General features: G+C 45.2%; 27 protein-coding genes and 1 pseudogene. 24 read left to right on the plus strand and 4 right to left on the minus strand.

All coding sequences use genetic code 11. The annotated features are described in order from the left end of the window. The first annotated feature begins 46 nt into the window (after positions 1–46). On the plus strand, positions 47–1,150 hold the full coding sequence (locus KTH90_RS14315; RefSeq protein WP_238726969.1) for an MBL fold metallo-hydrolase: 1,104 nt from the start codon (positions 47–49) through the stop codon (positions 1,148–1,150). Positions 1,151–1,230: 80 nt separating this feature from the next. On the opposite strand, the gene KTH90_RS14320 is transcribed toward KTH90_RS14315, so the two are convergent. After that, positions 1,231–1,434, minus strand: a complete 204-nt coding sequence (locus KTH90_RS14320) for a hypothetical protein (protein ID WP_158353937.1) — start codon at positions 1,432–1,434, stop codon at positions 1,231–1,233. After that, on the minus strand, positions 1,376–1,828 hold the full coding sequence (locus KTH90_RS14325; protein ID WP_158353939.1) for a GntR family transcriptional regulator: 453 nt from the start codon (positions 1,826–1,828) through the stop codon (positions 1,376–1,378). Before KTH90_RS14325 ends, KTH90_RS14320 begins: the two co-directional genes overlap by 59 nt. Positions 1,829–2,116: 288 nt before the next feature. Between KTH90_RS14325 and KTH90_RS14330 the strand changes: the two are divergent. The 16 genes and pseudogenes from KTH90_RS14330 to KTH90_RS14405 form a co-directional block, all read left to right on the plus strand. Beyond that, positions 2,117–2,413, plus strand: a pseudogene (locus KTH90_RS14330) (response regulator); the annotation flags it as partial. 184 nt (positions 2,414–2,597) lie between these two features. After that, positions 2,598–4,466, plus strand: a complete 1,869-nt coding sequence (locus KTH90_RS14335; protein ID WP_238726970.1) for a TIGR03960 family B12-binding radical SAM protein — start codon at positions 2,598–2,600, stop codon at positions 4,464–4,466. Further along, positions 4,441–5,148, plus strand: coding sequence for a TIGR03936 family radical SAM-associated protein (locus KTH90_RS14340; RefSeq protein WP_334300915.1), 708 nt, complete (start codon positions 4,441–4,443; stop codon positions 5,146–5,148). Before KTH90_RS14335 ends, KTH90_RS14340 begins: the two co-directional genes overlap by 26 nt. After that, a complete protein-coding gene (locus KTH90_RS14345; RefSeq protein ID WP_238726972.1) occupies positions 5,138–6,364 on the plus strand; it encodes an Rne/Rng family ribonuclease in 1,227 nt (408 codons plus the stop codon). Before KTH90_RS14340 ends, KTH90_RS14345 begins: the two co-directional genes overlap by 11 nt. Before the next feature lie 134 nt (positions 6,365–6,498). Further along, positions 6,499–7,476, plus strand: a complete 978-nt coding sequence (locus tag KTH90_RS14350; protein ID WP_238726988.1) for a LysR family transcriptional regulator — start codon at positions 6,499–6,501, stop codon at positions 7,474–7,476. Between the two features lie 214 nt (positions 7,477–7,690). After that, the gene (locus tag KTH90_RS14355) at positions 7,691–8,806 is read left to right on the plus strand and encodes an acyl-CoA dehydrogenase family protein (protein WP_158353950.1); all 1,116 of its coding nucleotides are present in this window, start codon (positions 7,691–7,693) and stop codon (positions 8,804–8,806) included. Positions 8,807–8,873: 67 nt separating this feature from the next. After that, positions 8,874–9,641, plus strand: coding sequence for an enoyl-CoA hydratase/isomerase family protein (locus KTH90_RS14360; RefSeq protein WP_158353951.1), 768 nt, complete (start codon positions 8,874–8,876; stop codon positions 9,639–9,641). A gap of 598 nt (positions 9,642–10,239) precedes the next feature. Further along, a complete protein-coding gene (gene rplU, locus KTH90_RS14365; RefSeq protein WP_158353952.1) occupies positions 10,240–10,548 on the plus strand; it encodes a 50S ribosomal protein L21 in 309 nt (102 codons plus the stop codon). A gap of 2 nt (positions 10,549–10,550) precedes the next feature. Then, a complete protein-coding gene (locus KTH90_RS14370; RefSeq protein WP_158353953.1) occupies positions 10,551–10,883 on the plus strand; it encodes a ribosomal-processing cysteine protease Prp in 333 nt (110 codons plus the stop codon). Between the two features lie 4 nt (positions 10,884–10,887). Then, positions 10,888–11,172, plus strand: a complete 285-nt coding sequence (gene rpmA, locus KTH90_RS14375) for a 50S ribosomal protein L27 (protein WP_158344223.1) — start codon at positions 10,888–10,890, stop codon at positions 11,170–11,172. Positions 11,173–11,478: 306 nt separating this feature from the next. Further along, the gene (obgE, locus tag KTH90_RS14380) at positions 11,479–12,774 is read left to right on the plus strand and encodes a GTPase ObgE (protein WP_158353954.1); all 1,296 of its coding nucleotides are present in this window, start codon (positions 11,479–11,481) and stop codon (positions 12,772–12,774) included. A gap of 9 nt (positions 12,775–12,783) precedes the next feature. Then, the gene (gene yhbY, locus KTH90_RS14385; RefSeq protein WP_158353955.1) at positions 12,784–13,074 is read left to right on the plus strand and encodes a ribosome assembly RNA-binding protein YhbY; all 291 of its coding nucleotides are present in this window, start codon (positions 12,784–12,786) and stop codon (positions 13,072–13,074) included. Positions 13,075–13,127: 53 nt separating this feature from the next. Then, a complete protein-coding gene (nadD, locus tag KTH90_RS14390; protein ID WP_158353956.1) occupies positions 13,128–13,760 on the plus strand; it encodes a nicotinate-nucleotide adenylyltransferase in 633 nt (210 codons plus the stop codon). Positions 13,761–13,772: 12 nt separating this feature from the next. After that, positions 13,773–14,426: a bis(5'-nucleosyl)-tetraphosphatase (symmetrical) YqeK gene (yqeK, locus tag KTH90_RS14395; RefSeq protein ID WP_158353957.1), complete on the plus strand. Its 654-nt coding sequence runs from the start codon at positions 13,773–13,775 to the stop codon at positions 14,424–14,426. Positions 14,427–14,442: 16 nt separating this feature from the next. Next, positions 14,443–14,811, plus strand: a complete 369-nt coding sequence (gene rsfS, locus KTH90_RS14400) for a ribosome silencing factor (RefSeq protein WP_158353958.1) — start codon at positions 14,443–14,445, stop codon at positions 14,809–14,811. A 35-nt stretch (positions 14,812–14,846) separates the two neighbouring features. Beyond that, on the plus strand, positions 14,847–15,599 hold the full coding sequence (locus KTH90_RS14405) for a GNAT family N-acetyltransferase (RefSeq protein ID WP_158353959.1): 753 nt from the start codon (positions 14,847–14,849) through the stop codon (positions 15,597–15,599). Positions 15,600–15,770: 171 nt separating this feature from the next. Here the strand turns inward: KTH90_RS14405 and lexA are convergent, their stop codons facing one another. Next, positions 15,771–16,388 (minus strand): transcriptional repressor LexA, encoded by a 618-nt coding sequence (gene lexA, locus KTH90_RS14410; protein ID WP_158353960.1) that lies wholly within the window; start codon positions 16,386–16,388, stop codon positions 15,771–15,773. A 246-nt stretch (positions 16,389–16,634) separates the two neighbouring features. Here lexA and KTH90_RS14415 point away from each other — a divergent pair, with 246 nt between their 5' ends. Further along, complete coding sequence (locus tag KTH90_RS14415; RefSeq protein WP_158353961.1) at positions 16,635–16,979, plus strand: LysM peptidoglycan-binding domain-containing protein; 345 nt, start codon at positions 16,635–16,637, stop codon at positions 16,977–16,979. Positions 16,980–17,123: 144 nt separating this feature from the next. Here the strand turns inward: KTH90_RS14415 and KTH90_RS14420 are convergent, their stop codons facing one another. Next, positions 17,124–18,482: an amidohydrolase family protein gene (locus KTH90_RS14420; RefSeq protein WP_158353962.1), complete on the minus strand. Its 1,359-nt coding sequence runs from the start codon at positions 18,480–18,482 to the stop codon at positions 17,124–17,126. A gap of 293 nt (positions 18,483–18,775) precedes the next feature. Between KTH90_RS14420 and KTH90_RS14425 the strand changes: the two genes are divergently transcribed. The 6 genes from KTH90_RS14425 (at position 18,776) to KTH90_RS14450 (ending at position 25,356) form a co-directional block, all read left to right on the plus strand. Continuing rightward, complete coding sequence (locus KTH90_RS14425) at positions 18,776–19,501, plus strand: GntR family transcriptional regulator (protein ID WP_158353963.1); 726 nt, start codon at positions 18,776–18,778, stop codon at positions 19,499–19,501. Between the two features lie 243 nt (positions 19,502–19,744). Then, entirely contained in the window at positions 19,745–21,292 is a 1,548-nt protein-coding gene (locus KTH90_RS14430) for an ABC transporter ATP-binding protein (RefSeq protein ID WP_158353964.1), read from the plus strand. Continuing rightward, positions 21,289–22,320, plus strand: a complete 1,032-nt coding sequence (locus KTH90_RS14435) for an ABC transporter permease (RefSeq protein WP_238726973.1) — start codon at positions 21,289–21,291, stop codon at positions 22,318–22,320. Before KTH90_RS14430 ends, KTH90_RS14435 begins: the two co-directional genes overlap by 4 nt. Next, positions 22,317–23,267 (plus strand): ABC transporter permease, encoded by a 951-nt coding sequence (locus KTH90_RS14440; protein WP_158353966.1) that lies wholly within the window; start codon positions 22,317–22,319, stop codon positions 23,265–23,267. The genes KTH90_RS14435 and KTH90_RS14440 overlap by 4 nt, the downstream gene beginning before the upstream one ends. 77 nt (positions 23,268–23,344) lie before the next feature. Further along, positions 23,345–24,421: a BMP family ABC transporter substrate-binding protein gene (locus tag KTH90_RS14445; RefSeq protein WP_238726974.1), complete on the plus strand. Its 1,077-nt coding sequence runs from the start codon at positions 23,345–23,347 to the stop codon at positions 24,419–24,421. 17 nt (positions 24,422–24,438) lie between these two features. Then, positions 24,439–25,356 carry a phosphorylase family protein gene (locus KTH90_RS14450; protein WP_158353968.1) on the plus strand — a complete coding sequence of 306 codons (918 nt, stop codon included), beginning with the start codon at positions 24,439–24,441 and terminating at the stop codon, positions 25,354–25,356. The last annotated feature ends 5 nt before the right edge of the window (positions 25,357–25,361 follow it).

Here is a 25,361-nt window from a genome sequence, read left to right on the forward strand (position 1 = left end):
TCTACTGCACGCAGCTTAAAGAAGGAGAAGGGGATGGGCGGCAGCTATGAAAGGAAAACTTGGAATACTAGTTCTGATTATTTTTGCCGCCATTCTTGTCCTTCTATTCATTGCCCTACTATTTTTATACCTGTACCCAGGGATCGGAAAGACGCCAACTGTAGCACAGAGAGCTTCCTACCTAGAACGGACGATACATTTTGATGGGAAGAAGTTCTCGAATGCAGAAAAAAGCTTCAAAACCATTACGGGAACAATCAATAAGAAAAGCGACAGAGCGAAGCCAGCCGATATAGTTCCCGTTATAAAATCGGAAAGCATTCCTGACGCAGAAGAGGGAAAAATGTATGTCACCTGGCTGGGGCACTCCTCCACGCTTGTCCAGATGGGTAATAAAAATATTCTGATTGATCCGGTACTAAAAACATACGCATCCCCAGTTACTTTTACAGGGAGCAAACGTTTTTCCGAGCTGGCAATTGAACCAGAACACCTTCCCGATATTGATGTCTTATTGATTTCCCATGACCACTATGATCATTTAGATTATCAAACAGTGATGACAATCGATGGGAAAGTTAAAAATTATATTGTCCCTTTAGGGGTAGAGAGCTATCTGCTTGGCTGGGGTATCGGGGAAGATAAGATACATGTGGTATCCTGGTGGGATGAAGTGTCTCTTGATGGGATTACGTTTACTTCGACACCGGCCCAGCACTATTCAAGCAGAAATCCACTTCTATCGAACACGACCTGGTGGACAGGCTATTATTTTCAGAATGATACGCATTCCGTATACTATACCGGTGATTCTGGATATTGTGACGCCTTTCGGGAAATCGGCGAAAGATTCAGTCAGGTTGATTTAGCTCTCATTGAAAGCGGTCAGTATGATAACGGCTGGTCCGGCACTCACATGTTCCCGGAAGAATCCGTTCAGGCTGCTGCGGATGTCAATGCGAAATGGTTTATCCCCGTCCACTGGGGGGCATTTGTATTAGCGAACCACGCATGGGATGAACCAGTCAGCAGGACAGCGCAGATCGCCGCAGATCAAAATATGCAGGAGGCGACTCCTATGATTGGCCAGCGTGTGGATTACAGTAAAATATCTTCATATCAGGATCAGTGGTGGAAATCCATTGATTAAATGCGGCTGTTTTGCGTTTCAGGTTGCCGAGGCCGAGCTGCTGGTGGAGTTTGGGTACCCCACACAGCGCTTTGTATTATCTACGGCAGCACCAGATCAGCCGCTTCCATGATGCCAAGTTTTACAAGCTGTTCCACTGCAAACCGGATTTCATACATCATAATTGCCTCCAATATTTCGGCATATCCTTCCGAATCACATCGCTCTATAGAATCCAGCAAAGCATCATAATAGGGCTGATAGAATTCGTTGATCGTCTTCTGATCCCCATGCATGCTCCGCATGGGATATCCCCAGAAAAGCTGCTCTGCAGGATAATGCCAGGAAATGCAGGCTCTCCGCAAAATCCATCAGCCGTTTTCTGACAATCGGCTGGGTAAAGTCGCAGTTATCCGCACTTTTATCCAAAGACATAACCAGTGTACCGACTCCGTTCACCGATCTGGTCGCCCCAATATAACCCAGCAGCAGAAGTGTACGGCGGACCGTACTAATGGATACCTTTTTTTCTTTTGCCAATTTTTCAAGGGAAGGCAAAAAGCTCCCGGCCGGATAATCTCCCCGGCTGATACCGGTCAGAAGCTCCATACCAAGGGAATAACAGATCTGGGACGGCTTCTTATAGCTGCTCCAGGAATACTTTACATTATAAATTGGTGTGTGAACAAGGTGACGCATGGCTGAATCGTAATAAACTCGCTGGCCGGAACACCCAAAAAAGGAATCAGTTATTTGGACCAAAGGAGATTAGAATGGATTCATTAGAGAGTTTAAAAAAACGGGCCAGTTACTTTTCATGGATGCTGGATGAATATATAGGAAACGCTTATGTCTGCGATTTAGAGACATATGAACTGCTGTATCTTAATAAAAACGCCTGCGAGACACTGGGCCAACCGCCTGATTCAGTGCTCGGCTGCAAATGTTATGAAATCATTCAGGGCCGTACTTCTCCCTGTCCTTTTTGTACAAACAGTTGAAAACGGACAGATGGCCCTGGAAGTTTTTCAAGCCTCAGATCCCGGTTACTATGATGCTATTTTGATGGACATCCAGATGCCGGTTATGAACGGTTACGATGCCACCAGTGCCATCCGCGGTCTGGAGCGCAGCGATGCGCAGATAATCCCCATAGTGGCAATGACGGCGGACGCCTTTGCCGCCGATGTGATCAAAGCCCGAAGTGCCGGTATGAATGATCATATTGCGAAGCCCATAGATATAAACCGATTGCTTGAGGTTTTGCAGAATTGTCTGATGTAAATATTCCATTTCATAGATAATCCTTTCCTTTCATTGGCGGTTCTTTTTTTCATTGACGGTTCTTCAACAAGCTACCATTCCTCTATCCGCGAATGTAATCCTGCACTTGAAGTTCTCACTTAAAATGTATATAATAACTTAGATTGTATCTAATTGGAAAGAAACAGGTATTGAAAGGGATAAGATGAAAAAACTAGCTTTAAGTGATGAAATACTACTGACGATAGAAAAGCCTGCGCGTTACATCGGAAACGAGGTGAACTCGGTAAACAAGGATCTGGATCAGATAGATATCCGTTTCTGTATGTGCTTCCCGGACGTTTATGAGATCGGGATGTCCCATCTGGGCATTCAGATTCTATACGATTTATTTAACCGCCGGCAGGATACCTGGTGTGAACGGGTATATTCGCCCTGGGTGGATCTGGACCGGATCATGCGGGAAAAAGGAATCCCCCTGTTCGCGCTGGAGTCACAGGATCCGGTAAAGGATTTTGATTTCCTGGGCATCACAATACAGTACGAGATGTGCTATACGAATATCCTTCAGATCCTGGATCTAAGCGGAATTCCACTGAAAGCTAAGGACCGGACATCAAAAGATCCCATCGTGATCGGCGGCGGCCCCTGTACGTATAATCCGGAGCCGCTGGCGGATTTCTTCGATCTGTTTTACATCGGAGAAGGGGAGACGGTATATGACCAGCTTCTGGATACCTATAAGGACCATCAGAAAAACGGCGGATCACGACAGGACTTTCTGTTACGCGCCGCACAGATACCGGGAATCTACGTACCGATGTTCTATGAAACTACCTATTTGGAAGATGGTACGGTGGACAAGTTCCGTCCGGTGCGCCCGGCAGTACCGGAAGTAATCGAAAAGCAGATGGCGTTGGATGTGACCCCGCTTCCATATCCGATGAAGCCCATCGTACCGTTTATTAAGGTGACTCAGGACCGGGTGGTTCTGGAGATTCAAAGAGGCTGCATCCGGGGATGCCGTTTCTGCCAGGCCGGAATGCTATATCGCCCGACCCGGGAAAAAGATCTGGAAGTTCTGAAGCAATATGCTTATGAAATGCTGAAAAGCACCGGCCATGAAGAAATTTCCCTAAGTTCTTTAAGCTCCAGCGATTATACACAGCTGGAGGAACTGGTCCAGTTCCTGATTGAAGAATTCAAGGGGCAGGGAATCAACATTTCTCTGCCGTCCCTTCGGATCGATTCCTTTTCCCTGGATGTCATGAGCAAGGTACAGGACGTCCGGAAAAGCAGCCTGACCTTCGCGCCGGAGGCCGGTTCCCAGCGCCTGCGCAATGTTATTAACAAGGGCCTGACCGAGGAGGATATCTTAAACGGCGCCGCGCTCGCCTTTATGGGCGGCTGGAACCGGGTCAAGCTGTATTTTATGCTGGGGCTTCCGACGGAGACCGAGGAGGATATCCGCGGTATTGCGCATCTTTCGGAAAAAATCGCGGAACTTTATTATGATACAGTTCCGAAAGAAAACCGTTCCGGTAAATGCCAGATCGTCGCCAGCACCTCATTTTTTGTTCCCAAGCCCTTTACTCCGTTCCAATGGGCCAGAATGTGCACAAAAGAAGAATTCTTATCCAAAGCCAGAACCGTTAACCTGGAGATTAAAAACCAGCTGAACCGGAAAAGCATTAAATACAATTGGCATGAAGCGGATGTCACTGTGCTGGAAGGTATTTTTGCCAGAGGGGACCGGAAGATCGGCGCGGCCATTCAACTGGCCTATGAACGAGGAGCCCTTTACGACGCCTGGTCTGAATACTTTGACAATGAGCGCTGGATGAAAGCATTTGAAGACTGTGGTCTGGATGTGGACTTCTATACAGTACGGGAACGGAAGGAAGACGAAATATTCCCATGGGATTTTATCCGGATCGGTGTGACCAAACGCCATCTCTGGAAAGAATGGGAGAGAGCTGCACAGGAAACGGTTACGCCCAACTGCCGGGAAAAATGTTCCGGATGTGGCGCAGCTGTTTATGGGGGAGGTGTCTGTTTTGAAAATCAGAATTAAGTTCGGCAAGTATGGTGCCATGAAATTCATCGGGCATTTGGATATTATGCGGTATTTCCAGAAAGCCATGCGCAGGGCGGGCATTCCCATCTCTTATTCCGGTGGCTACAGCCCGCATATGATCATGTCCTTTGCGTCCCCTCTGGGTGTCGGGCTAACCAGCGGCGGGGAATACATGGATATCGAGGCGGGAGAGTGCCTTTCAAGTGAGGAGGCCGTCCGGCGATTAAATGACGTTATGGTTGAAGGAATGAAAGTATTCAGTTACCGGCTGCTCCCCGAAGATGCGGGCAACGCCATGTCGTTAGTAGCAGCGGCTGACTATCTCGTAAGTTTCCGGGAGGGCTGCGCGCCTGCCCTCGCATGGCAGGACAGGCTGCATGATTTCTTTTCTCAGACCGAAATACCAATTTTGAAAAAGACAAAGAAAAGCGAGACGGTAGTTGACATAAAGCCATTAATCCACACTCTGGCTTTATGTGAAGGCGACATAATATCTATGCGTTTATCTGCCGGCAGTGCGGATAATCTGAAACCTGAATTAGTTATGAAAGCCTTTGCCTCCTTTATCGGTATTGAATTTCCGCCGTTTGGGATAAAGATTCACAGAAAAGATCTCTATGCCTGGATGGAAAACAGTCTGCTTCCCTTGGAAGCGTTAGGTGATAACATTGGAGAATAAGTTAATAATTACTAAAATGCATCTGCGGGAAAAGCCACGCATTATATCCGCGTTATATGAAAACGGTATTTTGATGGAATTAACATGCGAGGAGGAGACAGCAGGGCAATTGCTGGGAAATATCTATATCGGACGCGTCAAGAATATCGTTGAAAACATCCAGGCCGCCTTTGTGGAAATAAGCAATCAGGTCATCTGTTATCTGGCTTTTCAGGATCTGAAAAATCCGATCTTTACTTCCGTCAAAACCGGGAACACATTGAAGGTTGGGGACGAGCTGCTGGTTCAGGTCAGCAAGGAAGCAGTTAAAACAAAGGCTCCTGTGGTTACCACCAACCTAAATTTCACCGGAAAATATGCGGTATTGACCACGGGCAGTCAACGGATCGGTGTATCCGCCAAGATTCCGGAAGACAGGAAAGCGGAACTGAAAGCGCTGGTAGAGCCTTTTGCCGCCCAGGATTATGGATTTGTGGTACGAACCAATGCCAAAGCCGCCTCCGAGGAAGAACTGCGCAAGGAGATCCGGCAACTTACCGGCCAATACCGGGAGCTTTGTGAAATTGCGGCACACCGTCCGTGTTTTTCCCTGCTTCACAAAGCGTTGGAAGGACATATGACTCATTTACGGGATACGTATATGGAATCTCTGGATGAAATTCTGACCGATGATCCGGCGTTGTATGAAGAAATGCTGTCATATTTGTCATGTAAACAACCGGAAGATCAGAAAAAGCTGAAGCTATACCACGATCCCTTCCCCTTAATAAAGCTGTATAATCTGGAGTCTGCTTTACAGGATGCGTTAAAAGAGCGGGTATGGCTGAAATCCGGTGCTTATCTGGTGATTCAGCAGACAGAAGCCCTGGCAGTCATTGATGTCAATACCGGTAAATTCTCCGGACATAAGCAAATGCAGGACACATTTTTAAAGATCAATCTGGAGGCCGCGAAAGAAATTGCGAGACAAATAAGACTCCGGAATCTGTCCGGTATCATTATCGTAGATTTTATCGACATGGAACGAAGCCAAGACCGCCAGATGCTGATGGACTCCTTTCACCATGCCCTGAAGCAGGATCCCGTCAAAACCTCATTGGTGGGAATCAGTAAATTGAATCTGGTGGAATTAACCCGTAAAAAGATCCGAAGGCCACTGGGCGAGCAGCTGACGCAGGCCTGCCCGGTCTGCCATGGGAGTGGGTTTCTCTATTAATTTCCTATAGAGTTTCGATTGCTGTTACCGCCATTCGATGGTAAAATAAAGATGGGTATAGTCTGCGGCTATGGCCGGTTCTGAAGTAATTGGGATTGGAAACAGGCGGGTTATAGGAATATGGGGTGAAAGAGATGCGGATCGAGCAATTGCGTTATATTTTGACCGTGTACGAGGAAAAATCCATTTCCAGGGCGGCTAAAAAATTATTTATGTCACAGCCTTCGCTGAGCAATTCGATTTCCAGTTTGGAGAAAGAATTGGGTGCCTCTTTGTTTGAACGCGGCAGGGACGGTGTGACCGCCACGGAATTCGGGATGCAGATTATCCAGAAGGCCCGGAAGGTACTGGGGGAAGTGGATGATATCATGGCCATCTCTTATAATGAGGTGGCAAATCAGGTGGCTACACTGCAGGTGCTGTGCGTCCCTTTGTTTTGCAACTGGCTGATTATCGAGACGATGTTCGAGATGAAGAAACGGTTCCCGAAAATAGATCTTGTGGTGGTGGAGCAAAAGAATATCGATATGATCAACGGCCTGATGGATTCGTCCGCCTTTGTGGGCATACTGGGGATCGGCGCAAAATACAGGGATGCCTATGAACAGCACATCAAAAATGCGGACCTGCATTTTACCCCTTTATTTGCCAATGGCATCTGCGCCTATGTCAATAAAAACCATGCGCTGGCGGATAAGGAATACATTACTTTGAAAGACCTGGAGAAGGAAACGATCATTACCTATGATGATTTCCGCTATAATACGGTCCTGAACGGAAATTCTTTTGCCAATATCAGTCATCAGGGCGGCAGCCAGTCCTTATATTTGCTGAATGACAGCGAAAATATTAAGAATCTGGTGGCAAGCAATCACGGGATCGCGGTTTTGCCCAACTCCTTTGCCATCAATAATGTTTTTATCCAAATGGGTCTTGTAAAAGTGCGAGAGATCGCAGACCTGAATGAATCCCTGATTGTCGGTGTAATCAGCAGAAAGGGAAGGGAATATTCGATTCCGGAAAACGGATTTCTCGACTGTATGAAAAAAATTGCAAAGAAGTACAAACAAACTAATTTATATCAATTCGTGCCCGTGCCGGAAGCCAGATAGGGTATACTTTACAGCATCCCTTAATACATGCTCTGCGGGCGGGGTCGCAGCATAGCTGCTCCTTATGGTATATCTTCGGCCTATGGCACATACAAGTTTCGAGTATTATACACCTCCTTCTTTTCGCTATATAATTGTTTTGACAGGATTTTCACATAATTTCACGTGAGAAACAGGCAAAACCAAAAAGCGAAAATAAGGAGGTTTTTATGTTATGGGGCGTTTATTAACAGATGAACAGCAATTAATTATGCAGACCGTCCGTCAGTTCGCGGTGGAAGAGATCCGTCCCCGCGCCATGGAAGTGGATCTGGGCAATACCTTTCCGTTTGATCTGAACAAGCGCTGCGGAGAGTTAGGTTTTATCGGCGCAGATGTCCCGGAAGAATTCGGGGGAGCGGGATTAGACATCAATTCCTCGCTGCTGATTCTGGAGGAAATCTCCAAAGAATGCCCTGCTCTAGGATGCAGTATGATGGTCAGCATGACCCTTCCTCTGTTCCTGTGCTGCAGTGCGAATCCGGAGCATAAGCAATATATCAAGCCATTAATCAGTGGAGAAAAAGTGGGTGCCATCGCCCAGACGGACCCGGCCGGTGTGCTGAATATGGCAGAATGGCCGATTTTGGCAGTCCGGGAAGGTGACGAATTCGTTCTGAACGGAACCAAATTATTTGTGACGAATTCCCACGCAGCGGATTACTACATGGTATCCGGCCTGTGTGAAGGAAAGCCCTGCGACTTTTTCGTAAAAAAGGATTCCCCCGGTTTCGGCAGCGGACATATTGAACGGAAAATGGGTATGAACGGAGCCAGCAACGGAACGATCACCTTACATAATGTCCGCATCCCCGTATCCGACCAGCTGATCGTTTCAAGCTATCTGCCGAACCTGGCTGCCGGTTATCTGCATATGTCGGCCGTGGCTCTTGGAACGATGGAAGGAGCTTACGAGAAGACCCGTGAATATCTGAATATCCGTACCAACAAGATGCGGCCGATCATCGAAATGCAGGTAGCCGCCCATAAACTGGCCAGAATCAAGACTAAGATCGAAGTATGCCGATCCTTTATCAATGACGTATCCACTCTGATCGAGGCAAACCGCCCGGATAATACGCTGATCCGCATGGTAAAGGCTTTCGTAACAGAAACCGCCGTAGACTGTACCAGGGAATGCGTCCAGCTGTATGGCGGCCTGGGCTATTGTGAAGATACCGGCATCGCCCATTATATGAGAGACGCCATGGGCACAACCGTAGGTGATCTGACTTCCGACATTCAATATGATCTGATCGCCAAAAAGCTGGCGAAACAGGATAAAAAATAGCAGCTTATAAAAAAATAGCAGCCTGTAAAAAATAGCGTCGCCCGAAACAGAAAGGAGTTGTACCAGAATGGCATATGAAACATTAATATATGAGAAACAAGATAAAATCGCCGTAATCACCCTGAATCGGCCGGAATGTCTGAACGCGTTTAACAATATATCCTTCCAGGATATCAAAGCCGCCATCATCAAGGCCGGGGATGATTCCGATATCCGGGTAATCGTTCTCAAAGGAAGCGAGAGGGCATTTTCAGCAGGAGACGATATCAAGTATATGACCAGCGGTGCGGTCACAGACGGAGACGTTTGGACCGCACTGATGCAGGAATGTGTCGGAGAGATCTCCCGGTGCAAGAAACCGGTCATCGCCGCGGTATCCGGTGTAGCCATGGGTGGAGGCTTTGAATTAGCCCTCATGTGTGACATGATGTATGTAGCCGAAGGCACGAAGCTGGCGCTCCCTGAGATCAAGATCGGTGCGATTCCGATCTGCGGCGGGATCTCCAAAATAGCCAAATGTGCCGGTTCCAAATGGGCCAAATATCTGGCCATGACCGGCGATTCCATCACGCCTGAGCTTGCGTTCCAGCTTGGCCTGGTCCAGAAAGTGGTTCCCGCAGATAAGCTTCTGGAAGAAGTTATGATACTGGCCGGAAAGCTGGCCATGATGCCGGTAGAAATGTTGTCCGTTGTGAAGAGAGTCGCTGATATCTCTGAGGACATGACCAACGAGAGAGGCCTGATCGCCGAGCGTGATTATATGAATTATATCTCCAGAATCGGAGTCGGAGCCGAAGCGGCCAAAGCCTGGATGGCTGCAAAAAAGAAAAAGTAATCTACTTCGTAAGGCCGGTCAATTGCCGGCCTTTTTTTGCTGGGGGGGCCGGGCTGATAGGGGAGAGGCGGTCTTGTCGCGGCGGGCGGATCTTCTCGTGAGGGCAAATCGCTTCGGCCGGACCTAAGAACGGGTAACTCCGATGGCGTGAGAACCTCTTATTGGCATGGCTTGGAACAAACTCGCCAAAAATACGGCTCGAACAGTGTTCCAGGCCATGCGAGGTTCTCCCGCCATCTGCGTAACCCGTTCTAAGATCCGGTCTCAAGCGATTTGCCCTCACGAGAAGATCCGCCCGCCGCGACAAGACCGCCTCTCCCCTATCAGCCCTGCTCTGGTACTCTTGTATATTTAAACTATATTATGTTAAACTAGGAGTTAATGAAACGTACCCATCAATTAAGCCGCCCCTTGCCTCCGCGCTCCGGACCTTTAATAATAATAAACGTGATAATATAAATTTCAAATCTCTTGACAGTGATACCAAATCATGGTAGACTATACCAGTGTGCCGCGCAACGAGGTTATAAGTGATGGTATTTTTAAATAAAATTTCATCCACCATAGTTGGCGAGTAATGGATATAGGAGGTGCCAATATGTACGCGATTATTGCAACAGGCGGTAAACAGTACAAAGTAGCAGAAGGCGATGTTATCCGTGTAGAAAAACTCGGTGTTGAAGCTGGTTCTACTTATACGTTTGACCAGGTTCTCGCAGTCAGCAATGACGGTTTGAAGGTCGGAAATCCCACTGTAGACGGTGCAACTGTAAATGCTACCGTTGTAGGCGATGGTAAAGAAAAAAAAGTTATCGTTTACAAGTACAAGAGAAAATCCGGTTATCATAAGAAAAACGGTCACAGACAGCAGTATACCGAACTTAAGATCGATAAGATCAATGCTTAATCATGATTCGAATAACGATTTATAAAAACAGAAATAAGGATTATATCGGTCTGAAAGCGCTGGGACATGCCGGTGCGGCCCGTTATGGAAGTGATGTGGTCTGCGCTGCGGTATCCGTGCTGATTACAAATACATTTAATGCGATTGAATCTTTGACAGAAGAGACGTTGAAATGTAAAACCGATGAATCCAGAGGTTTAATGGCTGTAAAATTCAATAAGACGCCGGGTAGTCAGGCAGTTCTGCTGATGGATGCTCTGGTATTGGGTTTGAAAGCAGTAGAAGCTCAACATTATAACCGAGGTTATATCCGATTGAATTTCAAGGAGGTGTAATACCATGATTCAGATGAACCTTCAATTCTTTGCTCATAAAAAAGGGGTAGGTTCCACAAAGAACGGCCGTGATTCCGAGTCCAAGAGACTGGGTGCCAAAAGAGCCGACGGACAGTTTGTAAAAGCCGGCAACATTCTTTACAGACAGCGTGGAACAAAGATTCACCCTGGTGTAAACGTTGGACGTGGAGGCGACGATACCTTGTTTGCTACATCAGACGGTATCGTTCGATTTGAAAGAAAAGGAAGAGACAAGAAACAAGTTTCTGTCGTTCCGGTATCTAAATAATTGACCATAAGACCTCAAATCAGCGATTTGAGGTCTTTTTTCTTATTTCATAGGAAAGTGCTCCTATGAAATAAGAAACGCTCCGCGGGGATCGCACGGCGGCGGAAAGGAAGATGCCGCTTGCGCGGCCCGCCGCAGGCGGAGAGTTTCGCTTGCGAAACTCTTTTTTATTCAGCTTAAAGGAATTCTGTTGATGCGGGCGATAATTTTCGTGTTATTTTATTTCAAGTTGAAATTTAAATCAAAAAATGCCAAAATAAATAAAACAGGGTATAATAAACGATATTAGAAACGAGGTGAATCACTATGTTTGCAGATCGAGCGAAAATATATATCCGATCCGGCAAAGGCGGTGACGGCCATGTCAGTTTCCGCAGAGAACTTTATGTTCCCAATGGGGGACCAGATGGCGGTGACGGCGGACGCGGCGGAGATGTCATCTTTGAGGTTGACGAGGGCCTTAATACTTTGACGGATTACAGGCATAAGAGAAAATATGCGGCCGTCGACGGAGAAGAGGGCGGAAAACGCCGATGCCATGGAAAAGACGGACAGGATATCATTTTAAAGGTCCCGGCTGGAACTATCATCCGGGAAGAGAGTACCGGTAAAATCGTAGCCGATATGTCTGGGGACAATATTCGTCAGGTGGTATTAAAAGGCGGACGTGGAGGGCAGGGGAATATGCACTATGCCACCGCCACCATGCAGGTTCCCAAATATGCGCAGCCAGGACAGCCGGCACAGGAGTTGATGGTGCAGCTGGAGTTAAAGGTAATCGCTGATGTGGGCCTGGTTGGATTCCCCAATGTGGGAAAATCTACCTTATTGTCCAGAGTAACCAATGCCCGGCCCAAGATCGCCAACTACCATTTTACCACATTAAATCCCAATCTTGGAGTGGTAGACTTTGACGACGGAGACGGCTTCGTAATCGCCGATATCCCGGGCCTGATCGAAGGGGCATCCGAGGGTGTAGGGTTGGGGCACGAATTTTTACGACACATCGAGCGCACGAAAGTGATTATCCATATGGTAGATGCCGCTTCCACTGAGGGAAGAGACCCAGTCGCCGACATCTATGCGATTAATAAAGAATTAAGTGCCTATAACCCGGAGATCGCATCCAGACCGCAAGTGATCGCCGCCAATAAAATCGATGCGATCTACGATCAGGACGAAAGCGATCCGATCCGGCGTTTGAAAGAGGAATTTGAGCCAAAAGGAATCCATGTATTCGCGATTTCAGCAGTCAGCGGTCAGGGGCTTAATGAATTGTTATATTATGTACGGGAACAGCTGCAGGAGATCGGCACGGAAACTACGGTTTTTGAACCTGAATTCTTCCCTGAAGACCTGAGTATCCAGAACAATCTTCCTTATACGGTTGAAAAATCGGAGGAGGAAGAGGGCGTCTATCTGGTGGAAGGCCCTAAGATCGAGCGTATGCTGGGCTACACGAATCTGGACTCGGAAAAAGGATTTGCATTTTTCCAGCACTTCCTGAAAGAAAGCGGGATATTAACCGACCTGGAGAACGCAGGGATCCAGGAGGGGGACACCGTACGTATGTATAGCCTGGAATTTGATTATTATAAATAGGAGGAACTTATGACCAGTAAACAAAGAGCATATCTCATGAGCCTGGCACAGAAATTAGATCCGATCTTTCAGGTCGGTAAAAACAGCCTGACGCCGGAGAGTACAAAAGCGATTCAAGAAGCCCTGGATGCCCGGGAACTTATTAAGATCAGCGTACTAAAGAATTGTTTCGATGATCCAAGGGAATTGGCTTCCATGATATCGGAGCGTACCCGTTCCCAGGTAGTACAGGTGATCGGAAAAAAGATCGTGTTGTATAAAGAGGGTAAAGACGAAAAGAAAAAAATCGTGCTGCCCTGACTGCCGATCGTAACCCATGTGTACGAAGCATTCATGTAAGAGGATAGACAGTTATGATATTAGGACAAGCTCCACATAAAAAAATAGGTATTATGGGCGGAACCTTTGATCCAATCCATATCGGTCACTTGATTATCGCGGAACAGGCTTATGACCAGTATGGGTTGGAGAAAATACTGGTCATGCCTAATGGCAACCCACCTCATAAAAAGGAAACACTGTATACGCCTATCCGCCATCGAATTCAGATGGTTCAGCTTGCGATCAGCGATAACCGGCATTTTGAATTATCTCTGATCGAGGCTGAACGTAATGGATATTCCTATACTTTTGAAACACTGGAATTTCTGAAGAATATCAACCCCCATGTGGAATATTATTTTATTATGGGAGCAGACTCGCTGTTTGATTTTGAAACATGGCGGGAACCAGCCAGTATCTGTGAAAACTGTACGGTTCTGGCGGCAACCAGATATAATCTGAAAAATCCGGAACTTCAAAAGCAGGTGGAATACCTGTCTTCTAAGTTCAATGGTAGTTTCGAACTGCTGAAGACTCCAAATATAGATATTTCTTCCCACATGCTCCGACGTATGGTGGAAGAGCACAAAAGTATCCAATACTATGTGCCGCCGGATGTGGAACGGTATATCTATCGGAATCATCTTTATCAAACGGAAAGATAGCAGGTGTTGCAAATGAAAGATTATGATATCAAAAAATATACAAAACGACTTCGCAAGGTATTGGATGATGACCGTTTCGAGCACACGTTAGGGGTGTCCTATACCTGTGCGGCGCTTGCGATGCGTTATGAATATGATCTAAAAAAGGCACAGGTCGCCGGTCTGCTTCACGACTGCGCCAAATGTATCCCCGACGAGAAAAAGCTTCAGCTGTGTATCAAGCATAACATCCAGATGACGGATGTTGAGCGGAAAACGCCTTTTTTGCTCCATGCCAAAGTTGGAGCATTTCTGGCTATGAACCAGTATAAAATCAAGGACAAAGAGATTATCCAGGCCATCATAAACCATACGACCGGGAAGCCCAATATGTCTTTGCTGGATAAAATCGTATATATCGCCGATTATATCGAACCGCAGCGCTATAAGGCCGCGAATCTTAATGTGGTGCGGAAAATGGCATTTGAGGATATCAACCTGGCGCTGTTTCAGATTTTAAAAGATACTTTAAAATACCTGACGGAAAACGGTGGGGATATTGACCCCATGACTCAGAAAGCATTTGAATATTACAAGGAGGAATTCGAACATTCCTCCGACGATGTCATAAATTATATTAAAAAGCAGCAAGAAGAGAACGAATTGAACGAATTGCTCCCAAACTAAGCGAAAGGAGATTATAATGAGCGAAAAAAATATCAGCAGGAAAATGGCACAGCTGGCGTGTGAAGCATTAGAAGAGAAAAAAGCGGAGGATATCCGGATCATCGATATCTCTCAGGTCAGTGTTCTGGCCGATTACTTTATAATCGCAAACGGAACGAACAGAAATCAGATCCAGGCGCTGGTCGACAATGTAGATAAGGTTCTGCATCAGGCTGGATATGATATGAAGCACCAGGAGGGGTACAATACGGCCAATTGGGTATTGTTGGATTACGGCGATATTATCATTCATATCTTTGACCCGGAAAACCGTCTGTTCTATGATCTGGAACGGATCTGGCGGGATGGGAGAACGATTGAGGTCGCAGATCTGAAAGAAGATTAGAAGTAGAAATTTTCTCATTTGAAGTGAGGGCACAAATGAATAATACGGATTTCATAAATTTAACGCCAGAAAACCTTGCCAACGAGCATTTATGCTGTATTATCCGCAGCAAAAAACCCCATCAGGGAGTAGAGGCAAAGAGGCAATGGCTTGCAGACCGGCTAAAGGAAGGCCATGTCTTTCGAAAGTTAGATGCAAGAGCTGTGGTCTTTATTGAATATGCTCCTCTTGACACTGCTTGGGTTCCCATAACTGGTGACAACTATTATTATTTGTATTGCTTATGGGTATCTGGTAATTACAAAGGAAAAGGATATGGAAAATCGTTGATGGAGTATTGTTTAAACGATGCCAAGGCAAAGGGAAAATCCGGAATTTGCATGTTAGGAGCCAAGAAACAAAAAGCCTGGCTTTCAGACCAATCCTTTGCGAAGAAGTTCGGTTTTAAGGTTGTTGACACTACCGATCATGGATATGAATTGCTTGCACTTTCATTTGACGGGACAATGCCAACGTTCGCACAAAATGTTAAAAATCAAGGAATCGGGAACAAAGAGCTGACAATTTATTATGATATGCAGTGCCCATATATCTGTCAAAATATTGAGATGATAGAACAGTATTGTGTACAGAATGACATTCCTGTATCCTTAATTCAAGTGGATACACTGCAAAAAGCAAAGGAATTACCCTGTGTATTTAATAATTGGGGTGTGTTTTATAAAGGAAAATTTGAGACAGTAAATTTGTTAGATGTCTCCGCCGTGCAGAGAATATTGAAAAAATGAAACGTATGTTACAACAATTTGTTTTTCGCGTTAAATTTTGAATTAAATAGGGAGTCATCACGATAAACATTTTACAAAGAAAGGGAGAGCACAGTTTTTGTGTAATCTCCCTTTCTTTTTTGTCATAGTCTAATGGATAGCATATGCGGAAAGACTGTTCGTTGGAGAAGGTCAGGAGTACAGGCGGAATACACCGAATACTTTACCCAATATTTCAACTTCCGTTACAATAATTGGCTCCATGGAATCATTTTCCGGCTGAAGGCGATAGTAACCGTCTTCTTTGTAATACGTTTTCACTGTGGCGGAATCATCCACCAAGGCAACCACAATATCGCCGTTCTCCGCGGTCTGCTGTTTCTGCACCAGCACACGGTCCCCGTTAAAAATTCCTGCATTCACCATACTGTCGCCTTTTACATTCAGCATAAAGCTTTCTTCATTCGGCATATACTCTGTGGGAATCGGAAAATAATTTTCGATATTCTCAACTGCAAGGATCGGCGATCCTGCGGCAACCGTACCGACAACCGGCACATTTACAACCTCCCGGCGAACCAAATTAAAATTATCATCGATGATTTCGATTGCTCTGGGCTTCGTAGGGTCCCGGCGGATATAACCATTTTTCTCCAGGGTTTCCAGATGTGAATGAACGGAAGAAGTGGATTTTAAATGGACCGCTTCACATATTTCCCGTACAGCAGGCGGATAACCTTTGTTCAAGATCTCGTTCTTTATGTATTCTAAAATCTCATTCTGTTTTTTAGTGATCTTTCCATATCCCATTCGTTTAACCTCCTGTGTCGCTGCGGATATTAGTATTCTTATATCAGTTGTAATAATAATCAGCTTTATTTTTATTAATCATAACATGATATATTTAAAATAGCAAACAAATTTTCGGAATATCTGTTCGATTTTTTTCGTATCCTCTTGACAAACAACTGTTCGATTATTATAATAGTCATATAAAGAACATGCGTTCGTAACATTTGTTCGTATCATACGTTCGGCTTTAAGGGGGCAGCTATTATGGGAAATAGTAAGAAGAGAAGATGTAACCGCATTCTGATCAGGAAATTTGGTATTTTGGTATTTTCATTTTGTTTATTGGCCGCTTTATCCATCAGCCTTGGTGTATCGGTAAAAGCAGAAGGTCATGCAGATCCGGATGTTTCTTATAAATATTTTAAAAGCATTCAGGTGGAAGCTGGTGATACTTTATGGAGTATCGCACAGGAATATTGTTCTGAGGAATATCCATCTCTGGACCGATATATGAGAGAATTGGTTTCTATGAATCATCTGGAGAATGAATACATTCAAGCGGGACAGTATATTACAGTTCCTTATTATTCTAATGATTTTGTAAAATAAATCTTTATCTAAGTATTTATCCTATAATTTGATTACGGTGCTTGATAAAAGCAAAACAGGCACAGTTTACAAGTACTTTTTCACACACTGTGTCTGTTTTGTTATGCCACCGAGATTGGAAATTTCTAATTGTATAATTGGTCATCAATTGGCATAGAGTGTTTTATTTAACAGTTTTTCTCCGGCCTTTTGAGCATCCTTAAGGATCAATTTTTCATCAAAGGCGATTACTTTGCCATGCTTAACTAAAATATTTCCGTCCACCATTACCATATCCACATCCGCCGGCGACATAGAATATACCAAATGTGAGATAGTATTTTCCGCACGTTCTTTTATCCAGGGGGTACAGTGCGGTTTTCCATCCATTCTGACAAAAGTGATATCTGCACGTTTCCCGGCCTCCAGGGTTCCAATTATGGTATCCAGTCCGATTGATCGCGCTCCTTTTGCTCCCGCCATGTTCAACACCTCTGATGCCTTTAAAACCGTTGCATCCTGGGTATTACCTTTGTGTATCAGCGCAGTCCATTTCATAGTATCAAAAGCATCCAGCCGATTATTGGTCACACAGCTGTCTGTTCCTAGTCCCACCAAGATTCCCGCCTTCAGCAGTTTCGCTACCGGAGCAAATCCGGAAGCCAGTTTCATATTACTGGCCGGATTATGAGCAACCCTAATACCGCGAATCCTAGCCAGGTCAATATCATGATCTGTAACCTGAACGAAATGAGCGGCCAAAACATCTGGTCCTAATATTCCCAAGGAATCCAGGTACTCTGTAGGTGTCATACTATATTTTTCCCGAATCGCACTTACTTCTTCCAGATTTTCAGAAAGATGCAAATGAATATCCGCCTTTCTGAGCTGGGCTGCCTGCTTGATCTTTGTCATTAATTGTTTAGAACAACTGTAAGGCGCATGAATGTTAAAATCGATTTGTATCCTTCCTGATGCCGAATTCTGATACTTTTCATAATAACCTATATTTTCTTCAAGCAGCCGATCCGTTTTAGTATCATCCAGGAAATTAACAATATTAGGAGAAAGTTTCCCCCGCATACCAGACTTGCTCACGGCGGCCGCGGTTGCTGGAAGCTGTTCCATGATATCTACGGTTGTGGTATAACCGCTCTTTAACATCTCTGCACAGGCCAGCAGGGCGAACAAATATACCACCTCATGGTCTGATTGGAATAAAACCGGAAAAGTCCTGTCGAGAAAATCGTACAGGCGGATATCGTCTGCCTGCCCCCGCAGAAAGCTCATGCCAATGTGGGAATGTGCATTGATAAAGCCCGGAATGGCAACGCATCCTTTCATTGATAGCTTTTCCCGAGCGCGCCAGGCAGATGCCTCATGCATGGGTCCGGCTTTCAGGATCATTCCATCTCTGATTGCCAGGTAACCATCCGAAAAGTAGTCTTGACTTTCATTCATCGTAACAACAGCAACTTCTTCAATCAGCAGATCTGCCGATTGTTCTTTCATATTCTTACCCATATTCACTCATCCTTCCTTGATCTGTATTATCGGAACTATATAACCTGAATGATGCTGTATTACCAGAATTGTATTTCGCTGATTCTCCATATCAAAGATAAGCATAATATAAGTATTGTTATCTGTCAATAACATGTATATACATATACATATATATTGTCTCTATAATAATACAAAAAAGTAAAATTTGTTATTATTTGCCACAGATTAGTGTGATTTTATTGACGCTTCTACTCATATATGCTAGTATATACAAGTAATAATAATACAAAAGAAAATGCAGGGTGTGAAATATGTTAGATAGAAATAAACCGACTCCTCTCTATGTACAGTTAGAAGAGGAAATACGCACATCCATACAGGATGGTAACTGGGAGATCGGCCACGCTATTCCCTCAGAGAATGAATTAGGGAAATGTTATGGGATAAGCCGTATGACCGTTCGGCAGGTTTTAACAAAACTGGTGAATGAGGGAATCTTGTACCGGGTTCAAGGAAAAGGGACTTTTATTGCGGAACCCAAGATTAAAACCTCCTCCCTTGCTTATCGAGGCATCCGGGAGCAATTGGAGGAATTGGGATATGAGACTGGTACAAAATTGCTCCGTTTTGAAAAGCAGCAGCCCTCCTCCGATATACAACTGTCACTGGAGCTGTCAGAGGAGGATTCCGTATATTATATTGAGCGTCTCCGATATGCCAATGGAAAACCTTTGAGCATTCACCGCAGTTATCTGCCGTGCAAAGTCTGTCCGGAGTTGAGTGATCAATTAATGGAGACAGAACAGTTATGTGTCATTTTGAAAGACACCTATGGATTGGTGCCAAAACGCTTTCTGGAAACTCTGGAATCTGTTATCGCGCATCCAGATGAAAAGGAACTGCTTGAACTGCCGCCGAAATTCACGATATTGAAGCTGGAGGACCTGATCTATTCGGAGGATGGAATCCCCTATGAATTCTCCAAAGTGCTTTTCAGAGGAGATCGGATTAAATTACATTTTGAATATGAAAACTGACATATTCGGGAACTGATTTCAGCTCAAAGACACAGTATCATTTGTTACCGTAAAAAGGAATTATTTCTACTATTTTATATTTATTATTAAGAAATTGTTCTTTCGTTCCGGCTACCGGTAACATGAAACTGTGTTTTTTGTCAATTAATTTGTATATACAGGATATGTAATATAAATACATATTATCTCGTGTATAATTATTTAACTATTGTTCTGAATTTCATATGTACGGGAGGTAGAATTATGGAAACAGCCGTCGAGATGAGAGGCGTATCCAAGTATTTTCCTGGAATCAAAGCAAATGATTCGATTCAATTTTCTGTAGACTATGGGATGGTGCATGCTCTTATCGGTGAAAACGGTGCAGGGAAGACCACCCTGATGCGTATACTATACGGTATGTATCAACCGGATGAGGGTGAGATACTGATCGATGGTAAGCCGGAGCACTACTCAGTAAAAGGGGCTCTCCAAATGGGAATCGCTATGGTACATCAAAATTTCATGCAGATCCCCGGTATGTCCGTTCTGGAAAACATCATTCTGGGGCATGCTCCAAAAAAGAATGCCGGCGTCATTGATTATAAAAGGGCTCGAAAAGAGATTATGCAATTGATGAGATCACTTGGTATGACTTTGAACCCGGATACGATAATCCAGCGTTTGTCTGTGGGAGAGCGGCAGAAAATCGAAATCTTGAAAGCACTCTATCTAGGAGCCAGGATCCTGATCCTGGATGAACCGACAGCAGTACTAACGCCTCAGGAAGCCAGTGAATTATTCCGGATCATTCGTTCTCTTCGTAATGAGGGCAAAGCAATCATCTACATTTCCCACAAATTAAATGAGGTGATCTCCATCGCCGATTGCGCCACTGTTATGCGCAAGGGTCAGGTGGTCGGGAACTTTACTTCCATGAAACAGGTATCGGAGAGAGAGTTGGCTGCTGCCATGATTGGAAAGTCTGATTTTTCCCTGATTGTCGGAAATCATCTCCCATGCAAATCCGATCCGGTTCTGAAAGTCACCGATCTTTGGTATTTGGATTTAAAGCTTGGAAAGGCCACGATTCAGAATCTGAACTTTGAGGTCAAAAGAGGGGAAATACTGGGAATCGGAGGAGTAGAAGGAAATGGGCAGCAGGAATTGATCAGTTTGTTGTTGGGCACACAGACTGCTAATTCCGGTCGGATTAATCTGGATGAAACAGACATCACCAATTTCACTACCCACCGCAGAAGAGAGACAGGTCTTGGCTATATTTCAGCGGACCGGATGACTACTGGGTTATCACTTAACTCTACCGTAGCAGAAAATATTATATGCGGCAAAGAGACCACTTCCAGCTACAGCCGATGGGGATTTCTGAAGAATAAGGAGATCTCATCTGTTGCAGATCAGCTAATTCAGCAATTTGACATCCGGGGTGCGAAGTGCAGACTCCCTGCCCGGGCACTCTCTGGCGGAAATCTGCAGAAAATTGTGCTGGCACGTGAGATCAGTCGCGGGCCCAAGCTGCTGATTGCGGCGCATCCCACAAGGGGATTGGATATTGGTGCGATCAACTTTGTACGGGAGCAATTAATCCGGCAGAAGGAATCCGGGGCGGCTATTCTGCTGATCACAGCAGATCTGGAGGAACTGATGGCAATCAGTGACCGCATTTTGATTCTGTATGAGGGTCATTTTTCGGGAGAGATTCAGGATGTCGCATCCGCAACGGAGGAAAGTATCGGACTGTATATGGGAGGCGCAGGACAACTTCTGAAAGAGGAGGGGGATACTATATGAAAGAGAAAGTCTTATCCATTATTTCTCCGATCATTGCAATCTTTCTGGCTCTGATTGTAGTCGGAGTGGTAGTGATCTGTTCGGATCAAAATCCGTTGGAAGCTTATGCTGCTTTGTTAAAAGGTTCCTTCGGGTCGGTATCTAATTTTATGTCCACGGTCCGCTATACGATTCCGATTCTATTGTTGGCGATCTCTTTTTCGATCTGTGAACGGGGAGGGTATTTTAATATCGGACAGGAGGGGCAGATGTTTATGGCGGCTCTCACCGCAGTTGCTGTGAACGATTCCCTGAGGGAACTTCCGAAACCGTTATTATTGCTAGTAACCATTATGGCGGGAGTTCTGGTCTCTGCTATCATCTCTGTCATACCGGCTGTCCTTAAATTTTATTTTGGTATCAATGAAGCCATCCTTCTCGTGATGATGAACTATATCATAGAGCTGCTCGTAACTTATTTGATGCTATATTCCCGTCTCGCGGATTCCCAGGCGGCGGCCATGCCAAAATCTATACCATTAAGTGTATCGATTTCCGCTCCGGTACTTTACATATTCACCATTTTCATTTTTATTGGTTTTACGGCTGTCATGAAATATTCCGTCCTGGGTTACCGTATCCGAATCACAGGTAAAAATGCAGCGTTTGCAAAAGCGTGCGGTATTCCGGCGGCCAGAACCTTTTTAAGCTCTGCTCTGATCGGCGGAGGAATTGCAGGGGTAGCGGGGCTGTTTGAAGTCCTTGGTATTTATCATGTCATGTTCAGCAACTTTGCCATTGGTATGGGATTTATGGGAATAACGGCAGCCCTGCTGGGGCGTCACTCTCCCCTGGGAATGATGCTTGGTTCCCTGGTTCTGGGAGCTCTGCAGAGCGGATCGGTCATGTTGTCTACCATTACCGATGTTTCGCCGGAAATCGTTCAGGTTGTGCAGGGTTTTGTAATGTTTTTTGCAACAGTGAGTTTTCTCTATGTCTGGAAGAAAAAGAAATCTCATTTACGTAAATCGGGGAGGAATCCATTATGAACATAACGGATCTGTTGACTATCACACTCAGACTTGCGGCACCGACAATCCTGGTGGCACAGGGAGGCCTGTTCTCCATGAGAATCGATATCTTTAATCTGGGTTTGGAAGGTTTCATGCTTATGGGGTGTTTTACCTCTATTGTAGGTGCCTATCTCACGGCAAACGCCTATTTGGGAATTCTGGCGGCGGCTCTTCTTGGAACCCTGGTCATGCTGGTTTATGCTTTCTTTATCTTTGAACTGCATGTGGACCCTGTTGTCTGTGCTATAGCCATTATTACTATTGCTTCGGGCCTGACACGTTTTCTTCTGGTATCCTGGTTCAAGAGTAGTGGACGCTTATATTTGCCGGAAGGTGCTGCACTTTCCACCATACAAATTCCGTTTCTGAATCACTTGCCCTTCGTGGGACCTATACTAAATAATCATTCCATCTTGGTTTATTTTGCGCTGCTTGTGCCGTTTCTTGTCTATTTCATTCTGTATAAGACTAATTTCGGCTTATCCCTTCGAGCAGTTGGAATGAATCAGGAAGCAGCCGTATCCGCCAGTATCCCTGTCAAAAGGATACAGTATCTGTCTATGGCGATAGGCGGCATGTTGTGTGGCTTGGGCGGTGCTCAGCTGGCCATGGCTTCCAACCTCTTCAATGTGGGAATGACTAACGGAAGGGGATACACGGCTATCGCAGCCCTGATTTTAACCGGATCAGAACCTATTCGGACATTCTGGGCCTGTTTGGTCTTTGGATTCGCGGAGGCTCTGGTGCTGATGTTGTCCGGAGAAGGATATCCGGTACAGATCTTATCCATGCTTCCCTATGTACTGGCACTCATGGTCGCCATCCTGCCGCCTGTTGTAGGAAAGATGATGCTCCGGATTCGGACAGCAAAAACCACCGGAAAGCTGCTTCAATCAACTGTCATCGAAACAGAAAATAAGTGAAAAGTCGTTGTGCACACGATTTATCATAAAACACCGTTTTAACCCTGATGTCTATCAAAAGAAAAGGAGAGAACAAAATGAAAAAACAGGTTATGTGGATCAAAGTATTGGCATGTCTCATGGCACTGGTCTTTGTCACTGGCTGCGCAAGTAAACCGGCAGCTACTAACGAGACGGAACCGACGGAGCAGAAGCAGGCTGGAACGCAGGCAAACAATTCAGCCCCGGGAAAAGTATGGAAAGTGGCATATGTATCTGCTTATGCCATAGATGAGCTTCAATGGCTTACTGATATGGTAGCCGGTTTAAATACTTATGGAGAAGAACACGACAATATCGAGATGAAGATCGTAGAGGCAGTAAACGCTAACGAATACGAGCCTAAAATCCGGGCACTGGCGGAAGGCGGTTATGATATTATCATAACCAGTTTTAACGGACATGCCGATGCTACTAAAGCTGTGGCAAAGGATTTCCCGGATATTTATTTTGGGATCATTGATGCCAAAATCCAAGATATTGCAGATTATCCGAATTTGCAGGAATTCGGTATTGATCGGGGATATAATTCATTTCTAGCGGGAGCAACCGCAGCTTATATGTCGAAATCAAACAAAGTGGCCTTTATAGGCGGTGCAGACATTGAGGCTGTAAATCAGATTATTGCAGCATGGCAGCAGGGATTACAGTATGTGAATCCTGATATCGAGGATACTGTAGCCTATAGTGACACATTTGTAGATCCGACGATAGGCAGAGAACTGGCTCTTTCACTGTTATCCAAGGGATGCGATGTCATTGGAGCCTCTACCGGAGGAGCGGAAGCCGGTGTCTGTCAGGCAATTGCTGAAAGTCCGACGGATGCCTATTATGCGGCTTATGATGTTCACTATTATGATATTCTGAAAGGCCGTGAACTGGGTAGTGCCGTGAGTTATCTGGATAAGATGGTTATTATGTTCATCGAAGATGTTACGGCGGGTAAATTCGAAGGCGGAATTCTGAAATTTTTCGGACCTGAAATGGGAACCGTCGCTTATGAATTTGCAAAAGATACCCCTGTACCCGAAGATATTCAGAAGAAGGTAATGGAGATCTCGGATAAAATTCTAAACGGTGAGATTGAAATCGGCCTGGAGCCGCTTCACAAATAAAAGTACAGGAGGAAATTATGGATCAACTATTTAAAGTATTAGCGGAACACTTTCAAACGGATCACGTGGAAATAGCCTCTTTGGGCGGATCTGCAACGTGGGGGATGCGTTTTCCAGAAGACATTGAGCCGGAGGCCGTAGTCACAAAATTTGAATCCTTTGACACCCCATTCGGTGTCGGAGCGGCAATGAAACTGCTAGACATAAGTGGAAAACCGGTATTACGCATCACGCATCAGGGATGGAAATATGGACGAAATGAATTCCCAAGCGCTAATGACAGCCTTCAGGTATTTTGGGTCTTGAAACAAGCCGGAGTGAAGAGGATTATTGTTGACGGTTCCTGCGGCGGAATCACCGTAAGGCAGGGAGATGTGGTTATTTCAAGTGATTTCGTGGATCTTTATTCCAATCCGATTACCACTCAATTTGCACAGACTATCGGGGTGGACAGTTGGAAGCGGTTGGCTCATCCGTTCTGTGATGAATTAAGGCGAATCCTGCTTGAGGAAGCCATCAAGGAACGTAGTTGTCTGATCGCATCGGAAAATTCTTATCAAATCGGACGTATCTATGAAAATGGGGTATATGTAACGACCCCGCCCGGACTCTTTGAAACAGCCGCCCAGGTTTCATGGTATAAACAGCTGGGCGGTGATACGGTAGGACAATCCCTAGGTTTTGTTGCAAAACTGGCCCGTATCTGTGATATGTGCATCGCCGCAATCCATGTGATATCTAACGATGCGGAGGGTATGCCGGCGGACTTTGGTGAAATTGGCCTGGAGGACTTCTATTTTGCCTGCGCAAAGCCTTTTGGTTCCATTGTTCTTCGGGTTCTTAAGCGCGCTGTAAATCTGGAAATTTCGGATTGTGGATGCCAGAGTTATACGAATGACACGAAAATGACTGGTCTTCCGGTCGCAGGAGCTTAGAACAG

Source organism: Diplocloster modestus (genome assembly GCF_019042245.1).
GTDB classification, from domain to species: Bacteria; Bacillota; Clostridia; order Lachnospirales; family Lachnospiraceae; genus Diplocloster; species Diplocloster modestus.